Genomic DNA, 12,261 nt, shown 5'->3' on the forward strand with positions numbered 1-12,261 from the left:
CTTCGGGTCCTTCTCTTGGGGGTTCAGGCCAGCAGGCCGGTCGAGCGCAGCGCGGCTTCCACCTGGGCGTGGTAGGCAGGCGCCAGGGGCGTCATGGGCAGGCGCAGCGTCGGGCCGCACAGGCCCATGCGCGCCATCGCCCACTTCAGGGGAATCGGGTTGGCTTCCACGAACAGCTGCTTGTGCAGCGGCAGCAGTCGGTTCTGGATCTCCATCGCCTGGCGGGCCTGGCCCTTGACGGCCGCCACGCACAGCTCGTGCATCAGGCGCGGCGCCACGTTGGCGGTGACGCTGATGTTGCCGTCGCCGCCGCACAGCATGAGCGCGACTGCGGTCGGATCGTCGCCGGAGTAGACCGAGAAGCCTGCCGGCCGGTCGCGCAGCAGCCACTGGGCGCGCTCGATGTTGCCGGTCGCTTCCTTGATGCCGACGATGCCGGGCACCTGGGCCAGCCGCATCACCGTGTCGTGCTGCATGTCGGCCACGGTGCGGCCGGGCACGTTGTACAGCACCATCGGCAGGTCGCCCACCGCCTCGGCGATGGCCTTGAAGTGCCGGTACTGCCCTTCCTGGGTGGGCTTGTTGTAGTAGGGCACCACCTGCAGCTGGCAGTCGGCGCCCACCTTCTTCGCGAACTTCGCCAGCTCGATCGCCTCGGCGGTGGAGTTGGCGCCGCAGCCGGCCATGATGGGCACGCGCCCCTTGGCCTGCTCGACCGACACGCGGATGATCTCCTGGTGCTCCTGCACGTTGACCGTGGGCGATTCCCCGGTGGTGCCGACCACGCCGATGCAGTCGGTACCCTCGGCGATGTGCCAGTCGATCAGCTTGCGCAGGGTGGGGTAGTCCACGCTGCCGTCGTCCTGCATCGGGGTCGCCAGGGCCACGATGCTGCCAGTGATGGGGGTCATTGTCGGGTTCACTCGGGAATGGCGGATTCTATCTGGAGGCGGTGGCGAGCCCTTCCGTCGGCAGGGCCCGTCCGCACGGCGGCGACACGCTGGACGAACCGCGGCGGTGCGTCCAGGAAACCGTCCTCGTAGGCCACGATCCGCAGGCCCCGGCACAGTTCCAGCAGCTCGCCGTTGCGCAGCAGGAAATCGGGCCGCGAGGGCTTGCCGACGGTCTCGTTGCCTTCGGCAAAGGTCTCGTAGAGCAGCACGCCCCCCGGCGCCAGGCTGCCCAGCAGGGCCGGCCACAGCGGGCGCCACAGGTAGTTGGTGACGACCACCGCGTCGAAGGTTTCACCCGCGAACGGCCAGGGCCCGTTCTCGATGTCGGCCTGGACCGTCCGGCCGGCACCCGCGGCGACGGCCAGCGCCTCGGCGTCGCGGTCGACGCCCGTCACCTTGTGGCCGAGCTGGGCGAACCAGCCCATGTGGCGGCCGGCCCCACAGGCGGCGTCGAGCACGGTGCCGCCGGCCGGGACGAGGTGGGACCAGCGGAGGATCCACGGGGAGGGGGCTAGGGTGCCGTGCATGGGGTTGACGTCATTCCTGGGCGGCCGGTCGACTGTCATTCGTTGACTCGTCATTCCCGCGAAGGCGGGAATCCAGGGCGTCCGCATTCAGGGCTGGAGGTCTGGATCCCCGCCTTCGCGGGGATGACAGCCTTCGCTGCGCGAACACAGCCATGGATCCCGCCTGCACGGGGATGACAGCCTTCGCTGCGCGAACACAGCCAAACTGGATCCCCGCCTGCGCGGGGATGACAGCCTTCGCTGCGCTCGGCTGTCAATTGAAACAGGCCCAGACCTGGTCGGCGAGCATCACCGCCACGTGCGGTTGGGTATAGAGGGCAAACACCGCCACCAGCACGGCCGCGGCGGCGGCCCAGGCCAGCAGCTTGCGGGTGCGGGCGGCCATGCTCATGCGGGCTGCGCCACCGCGGCGCGGCGGATCGGCGCCTCGCGCACCGGCAGGTTGACCAGGGCCGCGAACACGCCCAGGGCGATCGCCAGGTACCAGACGATGTCGTAGCTGCCGGTGCGGTCGTACAGCAGGCCGCCCAGCCAGACGCCCATGAAGGAGCCGATCTGGTGGCTGAAGAACACGAAGCCGCTCAGCATGGACAGGTGGGCGATGCCGAAGATCTGCGCCAGCGTGGCATTGGTGGGCGGCACGGTGGACAGCCACAGCAGGCCGATCACGGCCGAGAACACGTAGACCGACATCGGCGACAGCGGCGCCCACAGGAAGGCCACGATGGCCACCGAGCGGCCGAAGTAGATCGCGGCCAGGATCTTGCGGCGGGCGAACTTCTGTCCCAGCACGCCGACGGCATAGGTGCCGAACACGTTGAACAGGCCGATCAGCGCCAGCGCGTAGCTGGCCACCTGCGGCGGCAGGCCCATGTCCTTCAAATAGCTGGGCATGTGCACGCCGATGAAGACCACCTGGAAGCCGCAGACGAAGTAGCCGGCCATCAGCAGCTGGAAGCTCGGGTAGCGGAAGGCCTCGCGCAGCGCCTGCACGATGGTCTGCTCGCGCGGGGCAGGAGCGCCCGACTGAAAGCCCGGCTCGCGCAGGCCCCAGGCGAAGGGGCCGATCAGCAGCACCAGCGCCGACAGCACCAGCAGCGCCTGCTGCCAGCCCAGGCCGCTGATCAGGAAGCCCTCCACCGGCACCATCAGGAACTGGCCGAAGGAGCCCGCGGCCGCCGCCACGCCCATGGCCCAGGAGCGCCGGGTCGGGTCGATCTGCCGGCCGATGACGCCGTACACCACGGCATAGGTGGTGGCCGCCTGGGCCGCGCCGATCAGCACGCCGGCCGTGAGCGCGAACAGGAAGGCGTTGGGCGAGAGCGCCATCCCGACCAGCCCCAGCGCATACAGCACCGCCCCGCCGGCCAGCACCTTGAAGGCGCCGAAGCGGTCGGCCAGCATGCCGGCGAACACGCCGAACAGGCCCCAGGCCAGGTTCTGCACCGCCAGCGCGAAGGCGAAGGTCTCGCGGGTCCAGCCCTGGGCCTGGGTGATCGGCTGCAGCCACAGGCCGAAGCCGTGGCGGATGCCCATGGAGAGCGTGACGACCATGGCGCCGCACAGCAGGACCTGGCGCATGGAGAGGCGGGCGGGAGAAACCATCGCGCGAATGTAGCGAATCGGCCCGGCCGGCAACCGTCGCCGCGCTGACAACCCCATGAAATCGCAGCCCGGGATTGATGCGTGGCGTTCATCGATGCAGGCCAGGGCTGTGGATCCATACAGGCCGGACGGGGTGCCCGACTACAATCCGCCTCCCATGGCATCGCGTTCCTCCCTCGCCACCGACTATTCGGAAGGCTCCATCCGCGTCCTCAAGGGCCTGGAGCCGGTCAAGCAGCGGCCGGGCATGTACACCCGCACCGACAACCCGCTGCACGTCATCCAGGAAGTGCTGGACAACGCCGCGGACGAGGCCCTGGCCGGCCACGGCAAGCGCATCAAGGTCACCCTGCACGCCGACGGCTCCGTCAGCATCGAGGACGACGGCCGCGGCATCCCGTTCGGGATGCACCCGGAGGAGAAGGCGCCGGTGATCGAGCTGGTGTTCACCCGGCTGCATGCGGGCGGCAAGTTCGACAAGGGCAAGGGCGGCGCCTACAGCTTCTCCGGCGGCTTGCACGGGGTCGGCGTGTCGGTGACCAACGCGCTGGCCAGGCGCATGGAAGTCACCAGCCACCGCGAGGGCCAGGTCGCCACCATCGTGTTTTCCGGCGGCGACGTGGTCGAGGAATTGAAGGTGCGCAGGCTGGCCGAAGGCGAGCGCCGCCAGGGCACCACGGTGCGCGTGTGGCCCGAGGGCAAGTACTTCGAATCCAGCCAGCTGCCCATGGCCGAGCTCCAGCACCTGCTGCGCAGCAAGGCGGTGCTGATGCCCGGCGTGGCGGTCTACCTGGTCAACGAGAAGACGCGCGAGAACCAGAGCTGGCAATACAAGGGCGGCCTGCGCGACTACCTGCTGCAGACGCTGACGGGCGACCCGGTGATCCCGCTGTTCGAGGGCGAGGGCTTCGCCGACAACAGCGAGACCTTCGCCGAGGGCGAAGGCGCCGCCTGGTGCGTGGCCTTCACGGAGGACGGCCACCCGGTGCGCGAGAGCTACGTCAACCTGATCCCCACCAGCGCCGGCGGCACCCACGAGAGCGGCCTGCGCGACGGCCTGTTCAATGCGGTCAAGGGCTTCATCGAGCTGCACTCGCTGCTGCCCAAGGGCGTCAAGCTGCTGCCCGAGGACGTGTTCGCCCGTGCCAGCTACGTGCTCTCGGCCAAGGTGCTGGACCCGCAGTTCCAGGGTCAGATCAAGGAGCGGCTGAACTCGCGCGATGCGGTGCGGCTGGTCTCCAGCTTCGTCCGCCCGGCGCTGGAGCTGTGGCTCAACCAGCACGTCGAGTACGGCAGGAAGCTGGCCGAGCTGGCGATCAAGGCGGCCCAGACCCGGCAGAAGGCCGGCCAGAAGGTGGAGAAGCGCAAGGGCTCCGGCGTGGCCGTGCTGCCCGGCAAGCTGACCGACTGCGAGAGCCGCGACATCTCGCACAACGAGGTGTTCCTGGTCGAGGGCGACTCGGCCGGCGGCAGCGCCAAGATGGGCCGCGACAAGGAATGCCAGGCGGTCCTGCCGCTGCGCGGCAAGGTGCTCAACACCTGGGAGGTCGAGCGCGACCGCCTGTTCGCCAACACCGAGATCCACGACATCGCGGTGGCGATCGGCGTCGACCCGCACGGGCCCAACGACGAGCCCGACCTGTCCGGCCTGCGCTACGGGAAGATCTGCATCCTGTCGGACGCCGACGTCGACGGCTCGCACATCCAGGTGCTGCTGCTGACCCTGTTCTTCCGCCACTTCCCCAAGCTGATCGAAGCCGGCCACGTGTACGTGGCACGGCCGCCGCTGTTCCGGGTGGACGTGCCGGCGCGCGGCAAGAAGCCGGCCGGCAAGGAATACGCGCTCGACGAGGGCGAGCTGACCCGCATCCTCGACAAGCTGCGCAAGGAAGGCGTCCGGGAAGGCGGCTGGACCATCAGCCGCTTCAAGGGCCTGGGCGAGATGAGCGCGGAACAACTGTGGGAAACCACGCTCAACCCCGATACCCGGCGCCTGCTGCCGGTGCAGCTGGGCCGGATCGACTTCGCCGGCACCGAACACCTGATCACCAAGCTGATGGGCAAGGGCGAGGCGGCGGCCCGGCGCGAGCTGATGGAACTGCACGGCGACGCAGTAGAGGTCGACGTCTGACCCCGGCCGACGAGATCACCGCATGCTGCCCGCCGCCGACGCCACCCGCAAGCCAGCGCCGGCCCGCGTGCGCCTGCGTCCGACCATGCAGAGCGACCTGCCGTTCGTGCTCTCGATCGAGCGCGACCCGGCCAACCTGCCGTTCATCACGCCCTGGGAGCGCACCCAGCACGAGGCGGCCATCCGCTTCCCGGACTTCCGCCACTTCATCGTCGAAGGCGGCGACGACCTGGCCGCGGTCGGCTTCCTGATCCTGATCGGCTGCAAGAGCCCCAACCAGTCGCTGGAATTGAAGCGCATGGTGGTGCAGTCCAAGGGCGAGGGCTACGGGCGCGCGGCCCTGCGGGTGGCCAAGAAGGTCGCCTTCGACGACCTGGGCGCGCACCGCTTCTGGCTGGACGTCAAGCACCACAACCTGCGCGCCAAGGCGCTGTACGACAGCGAGGGTTTCGTGGTCGAAGGCACCCTGCGCGAGTGCGTGCGCGGCGCCGAGGGCTTCGACTCGCTGATCGTGATGTCCCTGCTGCAGGCCGAGTTCGGGGCCCGGCGGGCGCAGGGGCTGGAGTTGCCGGCGTGAGGCGCCTTCCGTTCCAGTTCCCGTCATTCCCGCGGAGGCGGGAATCCAGTGCGTCCGCCTCGTGGCCGGCCCGGAAGCCCTGGATCCCCGCCTTCGCGGGGATGACCAACAGCGCATGGCGCTGTGCCGTTGCCGCACTCGGGTTCGGCCTTGCCGTCTCCGCCGCCCACGCCGACGTCTGGGGCTACGTCGACGCCAAGGGCGTGGCCCACTTCGCGTCCGAGCGTCTCGACGAGCGCTACGAGCTGTTCTTCCGCGGCGGCGAGAGCTTCGACACGGCCGAGGGAGTGGCCCCCCTGCAAGCCACACCGCGCCCGGTGACGGTCCCTTCACGTAGCGGCTCCCGACTGATCGCCTTCTTCGAAGTCTCGCCCGGCTTCAAGCGGGTTCAGCACCACCTGCGCGAGGCCGCCAGCACCCACGGCATCGACGTCGAGCTGCTCAAGGCCCTGATCGCCACCGAGTCCGGCTTCGACGCCGCCGCGGTCTCGCCCAAGGGCGCGGTGGGCCTGATGCAGGTGCTGCCCTCGACGGCGCAGCGCTACGGCGTGACGGCCGACCGCCGGCAGAGCGTGGAGAAGAAGCTGGCCGACCCGCGCACCAACATCCGCACCGGCGCCCGCTACCTGCGCTACCTGCTCGACCTGTTCCCCGGCCAGCTGGAGCTGGCGCTGGCCGCGTACAACGCGGGCGAGGGCGCCGTGCAGCGCGCCGGCAACCGCATCCCGAACTACCGAGAGACCCGCAACTACGTGCAGACGGTGCTGCAGCTGTACGCCATGCTGAAGCCGCCCGCGCGGGTGGCCTCGGGGCGCAGCGTGCCGCACCGCGTGCGGATCGAACTGTCCGGCCCGCCCGGCGGCGCGGCCGGCCGCGGCAACCTGCCACCGGCGCTGGCGTCCCGCCCGCCCGAGTTGGCGGCGTCCGACACCGACTAGAACCGAACCCGCGCGTCCGACGCCATCGTGGCCGGGCGCGCCCTGGACCTGACCGATGAGCGACCAAGAACAACTGATCTCCCTGGACGACGGCGGCAGCGACGACCAGATCGACCTGGCCAGCTACGCCCAGCGCGCCTACCTCGAATACGCCCTCAGCGTGGTCAAGGGCCGCGCGCTGCCCGACGTGAGCGACGGCCAGAAGCCGGTGCAGCGCCGCATCCTGTATTCGATGTGGCGCATGGGCCTGGGCTTCGGCGGCGGCGCCGGCGCCAAGCCGGTCAAGAGCGCCCGCGTGGTGGGCGACGTGCTGGGCCGCTTCCACCCGCACGGCGACCAGGCCGCCTACGACGCGCTGGTGCGCATGGCGCAGGACTTCAGCCAGCGCTACCCGCTGATCGACGGCCAGGGCAACTTCGGCAGCCGGGACGGCGACGGTGCCGCGGCCATGCGCTACACCGAGGCGCGGCTGGCCAAGATCACCAACCTGCTGCTGGAGGAGATCGACGAGGGCACGGTGGACTTCGCGCCCAACTACGACGGCAGCACGCAGGAGCCGCTGCAGCTGCCCGCGCGCCTGCCGTTCTCCTTGCTCAATGGCGCCAGCGGCATCGCCGTCGGCCTGGCGACCGAGATCCCCAGCCACAACCTGCGCGAGGTGGCCGACGCCTGCGTGGCGCTGGTGAAGAACACGAGGCTGACCGACGACGAGCTGTTCGCCCTGCTGCCCGGGCCCGACTACCCGGGCGGCGGCCAGATCATCAGCAGCGCCGCCGACATCGCCGAGGCCTACCGCAGCGGCCGCGGCTCGCTCAAGGTGCGGGCCCGCTGGAAGATCGAGGAACTGGCGCGCGGCCAGTGGCAGATGGTGGTGTACGAGCTGCCGCCCGGCGTCAGCGCCCAGCGCGTGCTGGAGGAGATCGAGGAGCTCACCAACCCCAAGGTCAAGTCGGGCAAGAAGGCGCTGCTGCAGGAGCAGTTGCAGCTCAAGCAGACCGTGCTGGCGGTGCTGGACGCGGTGCGCGACGAATCGAGCAAGGACGCCGCGGTCCGCCTTGTGTTCGAGCCCAAGACCAGCCGCATCGACCAGAACGAGCTGATCACCACGCTGCTGGCGCACACCAGCCTGGAGACGTCGGCTCCGATCAACCTGACCTCCATCGGGCTGGACGGCAAGCCGGTGCAGAAGCCGCTGCGGCAGATGCTCGCCGAGTGGGTCGAGTTCCGCCAGCGCACCATCGAGCGCCGCTCGCGGCACCGCCTGGACAAGGTGCTGGACCGCATCCACATCCTCGAGGGCCGGCAGCTGGTACTGCTGAACATCGACGAGGTGATCGCCATCATCCGCGGCAGCGACGAGCCCAAGCAGGCGCTGATGGACCGCTTCCGCCTGTCGGACCGCCAGGCCGAGGACATCCTGGAGATCCGGCTGCGGCAACTGGCCCGGCTGGAGGCGATCCGCATCGAGCAGGAGCTGAAGAACCTGCGCGAGGAGCAGAAGAAGCTGGAGGAGATCCTGGGCAGCCCGGCCGCGCTGCGCCGGCTGATGGTCAAGGAGATCGAGCAGGACGCGAAGCAGTTCGCCGATGCGCGCCGCACGCTGATCCAGGCCGAGAAGCGCGCCGTGGCCGAGGTGCGCGTGATCGACGAACCGGTCACCGTGGTCGTCTCGCAGAAGGGCTGGGTGCGCGCCCGCCAGGGCCACGGCCACGAGGCCGGCAGCTTCGCCTTCAAGGCCGGCGACGGGCTGTACGGCACCTTCGAGTGCCGCACGGTCGACACGCTGCTGGCCTTCGGCAGCAACGGGCGCATCTACTCGATCCCGGTGTCCGTGCTGCCCGGCGCGCGCGGCGACGGCCAGCCGGTCACCACCTTCATCGACCTGGAATCGGGCACACAGGTGGTGCACTACTTCGCCGGCGCCGCCGGCGCGTGGCTGCTGCTGTCGCAAAGCGGCGGCTACGGCTTCCTCGCGACGGTGGAGAACATGACCGCGCGCCAGCGTGGCGGCAAGGCCTTCATCAGCTGCGGCCCGGGCGAGACGGTGTGCAAGCCCTCGCCGGCCAACGTGCCGGCCGCTTCCGGCGCGGCCGCCACCGGCCTGCATGCGCCCGCCACCCACGTGGCCTGCGCGTCCACCGGCGGCCGCATCCTGACCTTCGAGATCGGTGAACTGCGCCCCCAAGCCAATGGCGGGCGCGGGCTGGTGCTGATCGACCTGGAGCCCAAGGATGCGCTGGCCGGCGCCGCCGCCTACACGCGCAGCGTGCGGCTGGCCGGCCTCGGCCGCGGCGGCAAGGAACGCGAGGAAACGCTCGAGATCCGCTCGCTGAACAACGCGCGCGGCGCACGCGGCCGCAAGGGCAAGGCGGCGGACCTGGGCTTCAAGCCGGTGATGATCGAACGGGTGGAATGAGGGGCAGCGCAGTGAACAAGCCGGGCAAGCAGGCGATCGCGGACTTCATCGCGACGGAATTCCCGCAGACGCGGGTACAGGTCCTGGAGGTGGGCGAGCGCTCCGCCACCGTGGTCCACGAGGTCGGGTTGGCCGAACTGCGGCCGGGCGGCACCGTGGCCGGGCCGGTGATGATGGCCACCGCCGACGTGGCGCTGTACGTCGCCATCCTGGGCGAGATCGGCATCGTGCCGCTGACGGTGACCACCAGCCTGAACTTCAACTTCATGCGCAAGCCGGTGGCCGATCGCCGCATCGTCGGCGTCTGCAAGCTGCTCAAGCTGGGCCGCACGCTGGCGGTCGGCGAGGTGTCGCTGTACTCGGAAGGCCTGCCCGACATGGTGGCGCACGCGGTCGGGACCTACGCGATCCCGCCGGACGCGCGGCGGTGAGGTGGGGGCGGCGATCGAGGGCAGCGCCCTGCGACGTTGAGAGCCGCAAGCACTGGATTCCCGCCTTCGCGGGAATGACGGCCTAAGCCACTTCCGCGATCAGCTCGATCTCCACGCACGCCCCCAGCGGGATCTGCGCGACGCCGAAGGCGGCGCGGGCGTGGGCGCCCTTGTCGCCGAACACCTGGGCGAACAGCTCGCTGGCGCCGTTGATCACCAGGTGCTGCTCGGTGAAGTCGGCGGTGGAGTTCACCAGCCCGACCAGCTTGACGATGCGCACCACCTTGTCCAAGTTGCCGACCGCGGCGTTCAGGGTGCCCAGCAGGTCGATGGCGACGGCGCGCGCCGCCGCCTGGCCCTCCTCGGTGCCCATGGTCTTGCCCAGCTGCCCGACCCAGGGCTTGCCGTCGCGGCGCGCGATGTGGCCGGAGGCGAACACCAGCTGGCCGGTCTGCACGAAGGGCACATAGGCGGCGGCCGGCGTGCCCACGGGGGGCAGCGCGATCCCGAGTTCCTTCAGCTTGTCATTGACGCTCATGTGCAGCTCCTTGTTCGTCGTGGATGGCCGGGGCCTCGGCCCGCGGCAAGAATGCCGGTTGGCGGGCGCCATTGTGGCAGTGGGCCTATGCCCCGACGCCCGTCCCGACGATGAGGAGATTCGCCTGATGTCCAAGCCGCACTCCGTCCGCACCCTCGGTCCCGGCGACGTCGACGCCATGCGCGCCATGCTCGAGGTGTTCGGCCGCGCCTTCGACGACGTGCCCACCTTCTGCGCCGCCCAGCCCGACGATGCGTGGCTGCAGCGGCTGCTCGAGTCCGACACCTTCATCGCCGTGGCCGCATTCCAGGGCGGTGCCGTGGTCGGCGGCCTGGCCGCCTACGTGCTGCCCAAGTTCGAGCAGGCCCGCAGCGAGGTCTACATCTACGACCTCGCCGTGGCCGAGGCGCAGCGCCGGCAAGGGATCGCCACGGCCATGATCCGCCACCTGCAGCAGGAAGCCGCTGCCCGTGGCGCCTGGGTGATCTTCGTGCAGGCGGACTACGGCGACGACCCGGCCATCGCGCTGTACACCGGGCTGGGCATGCGCGAGGACGTGATGCACTTCGACATCCCGGTGCCGCGCACGCCCGGCGCGTGAGCGGGGCACCAGCTACTTCCCCTCGACCTTGTCCAGCGTGAACAGGAAGGCCGCGATGTCGCGGGCATCCTGTTCGGTCAGACCGAGCGCCGGCATGGCCGACAACGGATCGACGGCCTGCGGGTCGCGCAGGAAGCGCACCATGTTCTCCGGCGAGTTGGGCAGCACGCCGCCGATGTAGGCGCGGCCGGCGATGCCGCCCAGCGGCGGGCCGACGTGCTGGTTGGCGCCGACCACGCCGGGGATCACGTGGCAGGTGGCGCACAGGTACTGCTGGGTCGCGAAGCGCCCGGCGTCCACGCGACCGGGCCGCGTGGCCGGTCCGTCCGGCGCCGGCTGCGGCGGCGCCGGCACGGGGGCGGCAGCCTGGGCCGTACCAGGCAGCGATCCGGCCAGTTCCGCATAGGCGCGCGGCGACAGCCGCGGCATGGCCTGCACGAAGGCGACCAGGTCCCAGATCTCCTCCTCGCTGAGCCGCCAGCCCCAACCGGGCATGCCCGTCATCTTGACGCCGTTGGCCACCACCCACTGGATCTCGCTGGGCGGCCAGGTGCGCCCCGCGTGCAGCAGGTTGGCGGGCGCGGGCGTGAGCCCGAAGGCCAGGGCCTCGGGCGCCACGCCCGGCGCTCCGTGGCATTGCAGGCAATGGCGCTGGAACTGCGCCAGCCCGGCGCGCACGCGACGCTCCTCGCCGAGGTCGCCGGGCGGCACGGCATCGGCGCGCACGTCGATCGCGCGCGCCATCGCGAAGTCGAGCAGGTGGAACACCGGCTTGGTGTGCTGCCGCATTGCCGAGATGTCGTAGAAGCCCATGTAGACCAGCACCGCGCCGCCGACGACCCCGGCCAGTAGCATGGCCACGAAACCGAGCACGAGCGTGCGCAACCGCAGGGTCATCGGTGCTGCGAGTAGAGGTAGGCCGCGATGTCCAGCGCCTCGTCCTGCGACACGCCGAGGTTCGGCATCGCGGTGCGCGGGTCCACCCCGGGCGGGTCGCGCAGCCAACGCACCATGTCCTCGGGCGTGTTGGGCAGCACCCCGGCCAGGTAGCCGCGCTGCGACAGGCTTACCAGCGGCGGGCCGACGTTCGCGCCGTACGAGGCCAGGCCGGGGATGCTGTGGCAGGCCACGCAGCCATAGCGCTCGATCAGCTCGCGGCCGCGCTGCGCGTCGCCGCCGGCGACGTGGACCGGGTGGGGCTCCGGCGAACCGCAGCCGGCTGCGAGCAGCGCCAGCAGCAGCACCGGAAAGGGTCGGGGCAAGGACGGTCGGCGGGCGGGCAGGGGCATGGACGCTGGACTTCCTGCGCCCGCTGCGGCCGGCGCATCGCCGTCCATTCTGGGCTGCGGTCCCGCAGCCGTGGGCCCGGCCAGCGCTGCTGTAGCAAATTGAGGAAAAAAAGGGGCCCGGTTGGGCTGCGCCGCGGCCCACGGCGCGCCGTGCCTCGGGGAAGATGGCCGTGGCCCGCGCCTCGCGAAGGTGCGGATCACGGCCTGCCGGCCGAGCCCGCCCGAACGCCCCTTCCACCGCCTCGTGTCGAGTCC

Annotated in this window: 13 protein-coding genes; 6 read left to right on the plus strand and 7 right to left on the minus strand. The window is 70.6% G+C overall.

The features are described 5' to 3' along the window. Positions 1-23: 23 nt before the first annotated feature. The 4 genes from dapA to VEC03_RS06980 all read right to left on the minus strand — a co-directional run bounded on the left by dapA (position 24) and on the right by VEC03_RS06980 (position 3,085). Positions 24-911, minus strand: coding sequence for a 4-hydroxy-tetrahydrodipicolinate synthase (dapA, locus tag VEC03_RS06965; RefSeq protein ID WP_324913901.1), 888 nt, complete (start codon positions 909-911; stop codon positions 24-26). Between the two features lie 8 nt (positions 912-919). After that, a complete protein-coding gene (locus tag VEC03_RS06970; protein ID WP_324913903.1) occupies positions 920-1,519 on the minus strand; it encodes a class I SAM-dependent methyltransferase in 600 nt (199 codons plus the stop codon). A gap of 214 nt (positions 1,520-1,733) precedes the next feature. After that, positions 1,734-1,871 (minus strand): hypothetical protein, encoded by a 138-nt coding sequence (locus VEC03_RS06975; protein ID WP_324914067.1) that lies wholly within the window; start codon positions 1,869-1,871, stop codon positions 1,734-1,736. Further along, on the minus strand, positions 1,868-3,085 hold the full coding sequence (locus VEC03_RS06980) for an MFS transporter (protein WP_324913905.1): 1,218 nt from the start codon (positions 3,083-3,085) through the stop codon (positions 1,868-1,870). Before VEC03_RS06980 ends, VEC03_RS06975 begins: the two co-directional genes overlap by 4 nt. Before the next feature lie 157 nt (positions 3,086-3,242). Between VEC03_RS06980 and VEC03_RS06985 the strand changes: the two genes are divergently transcribed. From VEC03_RS06985 to VEC03_RS07005, 5 genes are all read left to right on the plus strand, one after another. Next, the gene (locus tag VEC03_RS06985; RefSeq protein ID WP_324913907.1) at positions 3,243-5,216 is read left to right on the plus strand and encodes a DNA topoisomerase IV subunit B; all 1,974 of its coding nucleotides are present in this window, start codon (positions 3,243-3,245) and stop codon (positions 5,214-5,216) included. Between the two features lie 22 nt (positions 5,217-5,238). Next, positions 5,239-5,793, plus strand: coding sequence for a GNAT family protein (locus VEC03_RS06990; RefSeq protein WP_324913909.1), 555 nt, complete (start codon positions 5,239-5,241; stop codon positions 5,791-5,793). Positions 5,794-5,894: 101 nt separating this feature from the next. After that, the gene (locus VEC03_RS06995; RefSeq protein ID WP_324913911.1) at positions 5,895-6,731 is read left to right on the plus strand and encodes a lytic transglycosylase domain-containing protein; all 837 of its coding nucleotides are present in this window, start codon (positions 5,895-5,897) and stop codon (positions 6,729-6,731) included. A gap of 55 nt (positions 6,732-6,786) precedes the next feature. Continuing rightward, the gene (gene parC / locus VEC03_RS07000; protein WP_324913913.1) at positions 6,787-9,147 is read left to right on the plus strand and encodes a DNA topoisomerase IV subunit A; all 2,361 of its coding nucleotides are present in this window, start codon (positions 6,787-6,789) and stop codon (positions 9,145-9,147) included. Beyond that, entirely contained in the window at positions 9,144-9,578 is a 435-nt protein-coding gene (locus VEC03_RS07005) for a PaaI family thioesterase (protein WP_324913915.1), read from the plus strand. Before parC ends, VEC03_RS07005 begins: the two co-directional genes overlap by 4 nt. A gap of 82 nt (positions 9,579-9,660) precedes the next feature. Here the strand turns inward: VEC03_RS07005 and VEC03_RS07010 are convergent, their stop codons facing one another. Further along, positions 9,661-10,116 carry a RidA family protein gene (locus tag VEC03_RS07010; RefSeq protein ID WP_324913917.1) on the minus strand — a complete coding sequence of 152 codons (456 nt, stop codon included), beginning with the start codon at positions 10,114-10,116 and terminating at the stop codon, positions 9,661-9,663. A gap of 127 nt (positions 10,117-10,243) precedes the next feature. Between VEC03_RS07010 and VEC03_RS07015 the strand changes: the two genes are divergently transcribed. Next, entirely contained in the window at positions 10,244-10,717 is a 474-nt protein-coding gene (locus tag VEC03_RS07015) for an AAC(3)-I family aminoglycoside N-acetyltransferase (protein WP_324913918.1), read from the plus strand. Between the two features lie 12 nt (positions 10,718-10,729). Here VEC03_RS07015 and VEC03_RS07020 read toward each other — a convergent pair whose 3' ends face one another. Continuing rightward, positions 10,730-11,614, minus strand: coding sequence for a c-type cytochrome (locus VEC03_RS07020; RefSeq protein ID WP_324913920.1), 885 nt, complete (start codon positions 11,612-11,614; stop codon positions 10,730-10,732). Then, positions 11,611-11,979, minus strand: coding sequence for a c-type cytochrome (locus VEC03_RS07025; protein ID WP_324913922.1), 369 nt, complete (start codon positions 11,977-11,979; stop codon positions 11,611-11,613). The genes VEC03_RS07020 and VEC03_RS07025 overlap by 4 nt, the downstream gene beginning before the upstream one ends. Positions 11,980-12,261 lie beyond the last annotated feature (282 nt).

This window comes from Ramlibacter sp., assembly GCF_035627355.1.
GTDB lineage: Bacteria > Pseudomonadota > Gammaproteobacteria > Burkholderiales > Burkholderiaceae_C > Ramlibacter.

What these genes read in the sequence shown, in the direction of transcription:
- VEC03_RS06980 (WP_324913905.1), bottom strand. Translation starts at nt 3,085, where the DNA reads ATGGTTTCTCCCGCCCGCCTCTCCATGCGCCAGGTCCTGCTGTGCGGC.
- VEC03_RS07015 (WP_324913918.1), top strand. Translation starts at nt 10,244, where the DNA reads ATGTCCAAGCCGCACTCCGTCCGCACCCTCGGTCCCGGCGACGTCGAC.
- dapA (WP_324913901.1), bottom strand. Translation starts at nt 911, where the DNA reads ATGACCCCCATCACTGGCAGCATCGTGGCCCTGGCGACCCCGATGCAG.
- VEC03_RS07020 (WP_324913920.1), bottom strand. Translation starts at nt 11,614, where the DNA reads ATGACCCTGCGGTTGCGCACGCTCGTGCTCGGTTTCGTGGCCATGCTA.
- VEC03_RS06990 (WP_324913909.1), top strand. Translation starts at nt 5,239, where the DNA reads ATGCTGCCCGCCGCCGACGCCACCCGCAAGCCAGCGCCGGCCCGCGTG.
- VEC03_RS06975 (WP_324914067.1), bottom strand. Translation starts at nt 1,871, where the DNA reads ATGAGCATGGCCGCCCGCACCCGCAAGCTGCTGGCCTGGGCCGCCGCC.
- VEC03_RS06995 (WP_324913911.1), top strand. Translation starts at nt 5,895, where the DNA reads ATGACCAACAGCGCATGGCGCTGTGCCGTTGCCGCACTCGGGTTCGGC.
- parC (WP_324913913.1), top strand. Translation starts at nt 6,787, where the DNA reads ATGAGCGACCAAGAACAACTGATCTCCCTGGACGACGGCGGCAGCGAC.
- VEC03_RS06985 (WP_324913907.1), top strand. Translation starts at nt 3,243, where the DNA reads ATGGCATCGCGTTCCTCCCTCGCCACCGACTATTCGGAAGGCTCCATC.
- VEC03_RS06970 (WP_324913903.1), bottom strand. Translation starts at nt 1,519, where the DNA reads ATGACAGTCGACCGGCCGCCCAGGAATGACGTCAACCCCATGCACGGC.
- VEC03_RS07005 (WP_324913915.1), top strand. Translation starts at nt 9,144, where the DNA reads ATGAGGGGCAGCGCAGTGAACAAGCCGGGCAAGCAGGCGATCGCGGAC.
- VEC03_RS07010 (WP_324913917.1), bottom strand. Translation starts at nt 10,116, where the DNA reads ATGAGCGTCAATGACAAGCTGAAGGAACTCGGGATCGCGCTGCCCCCC.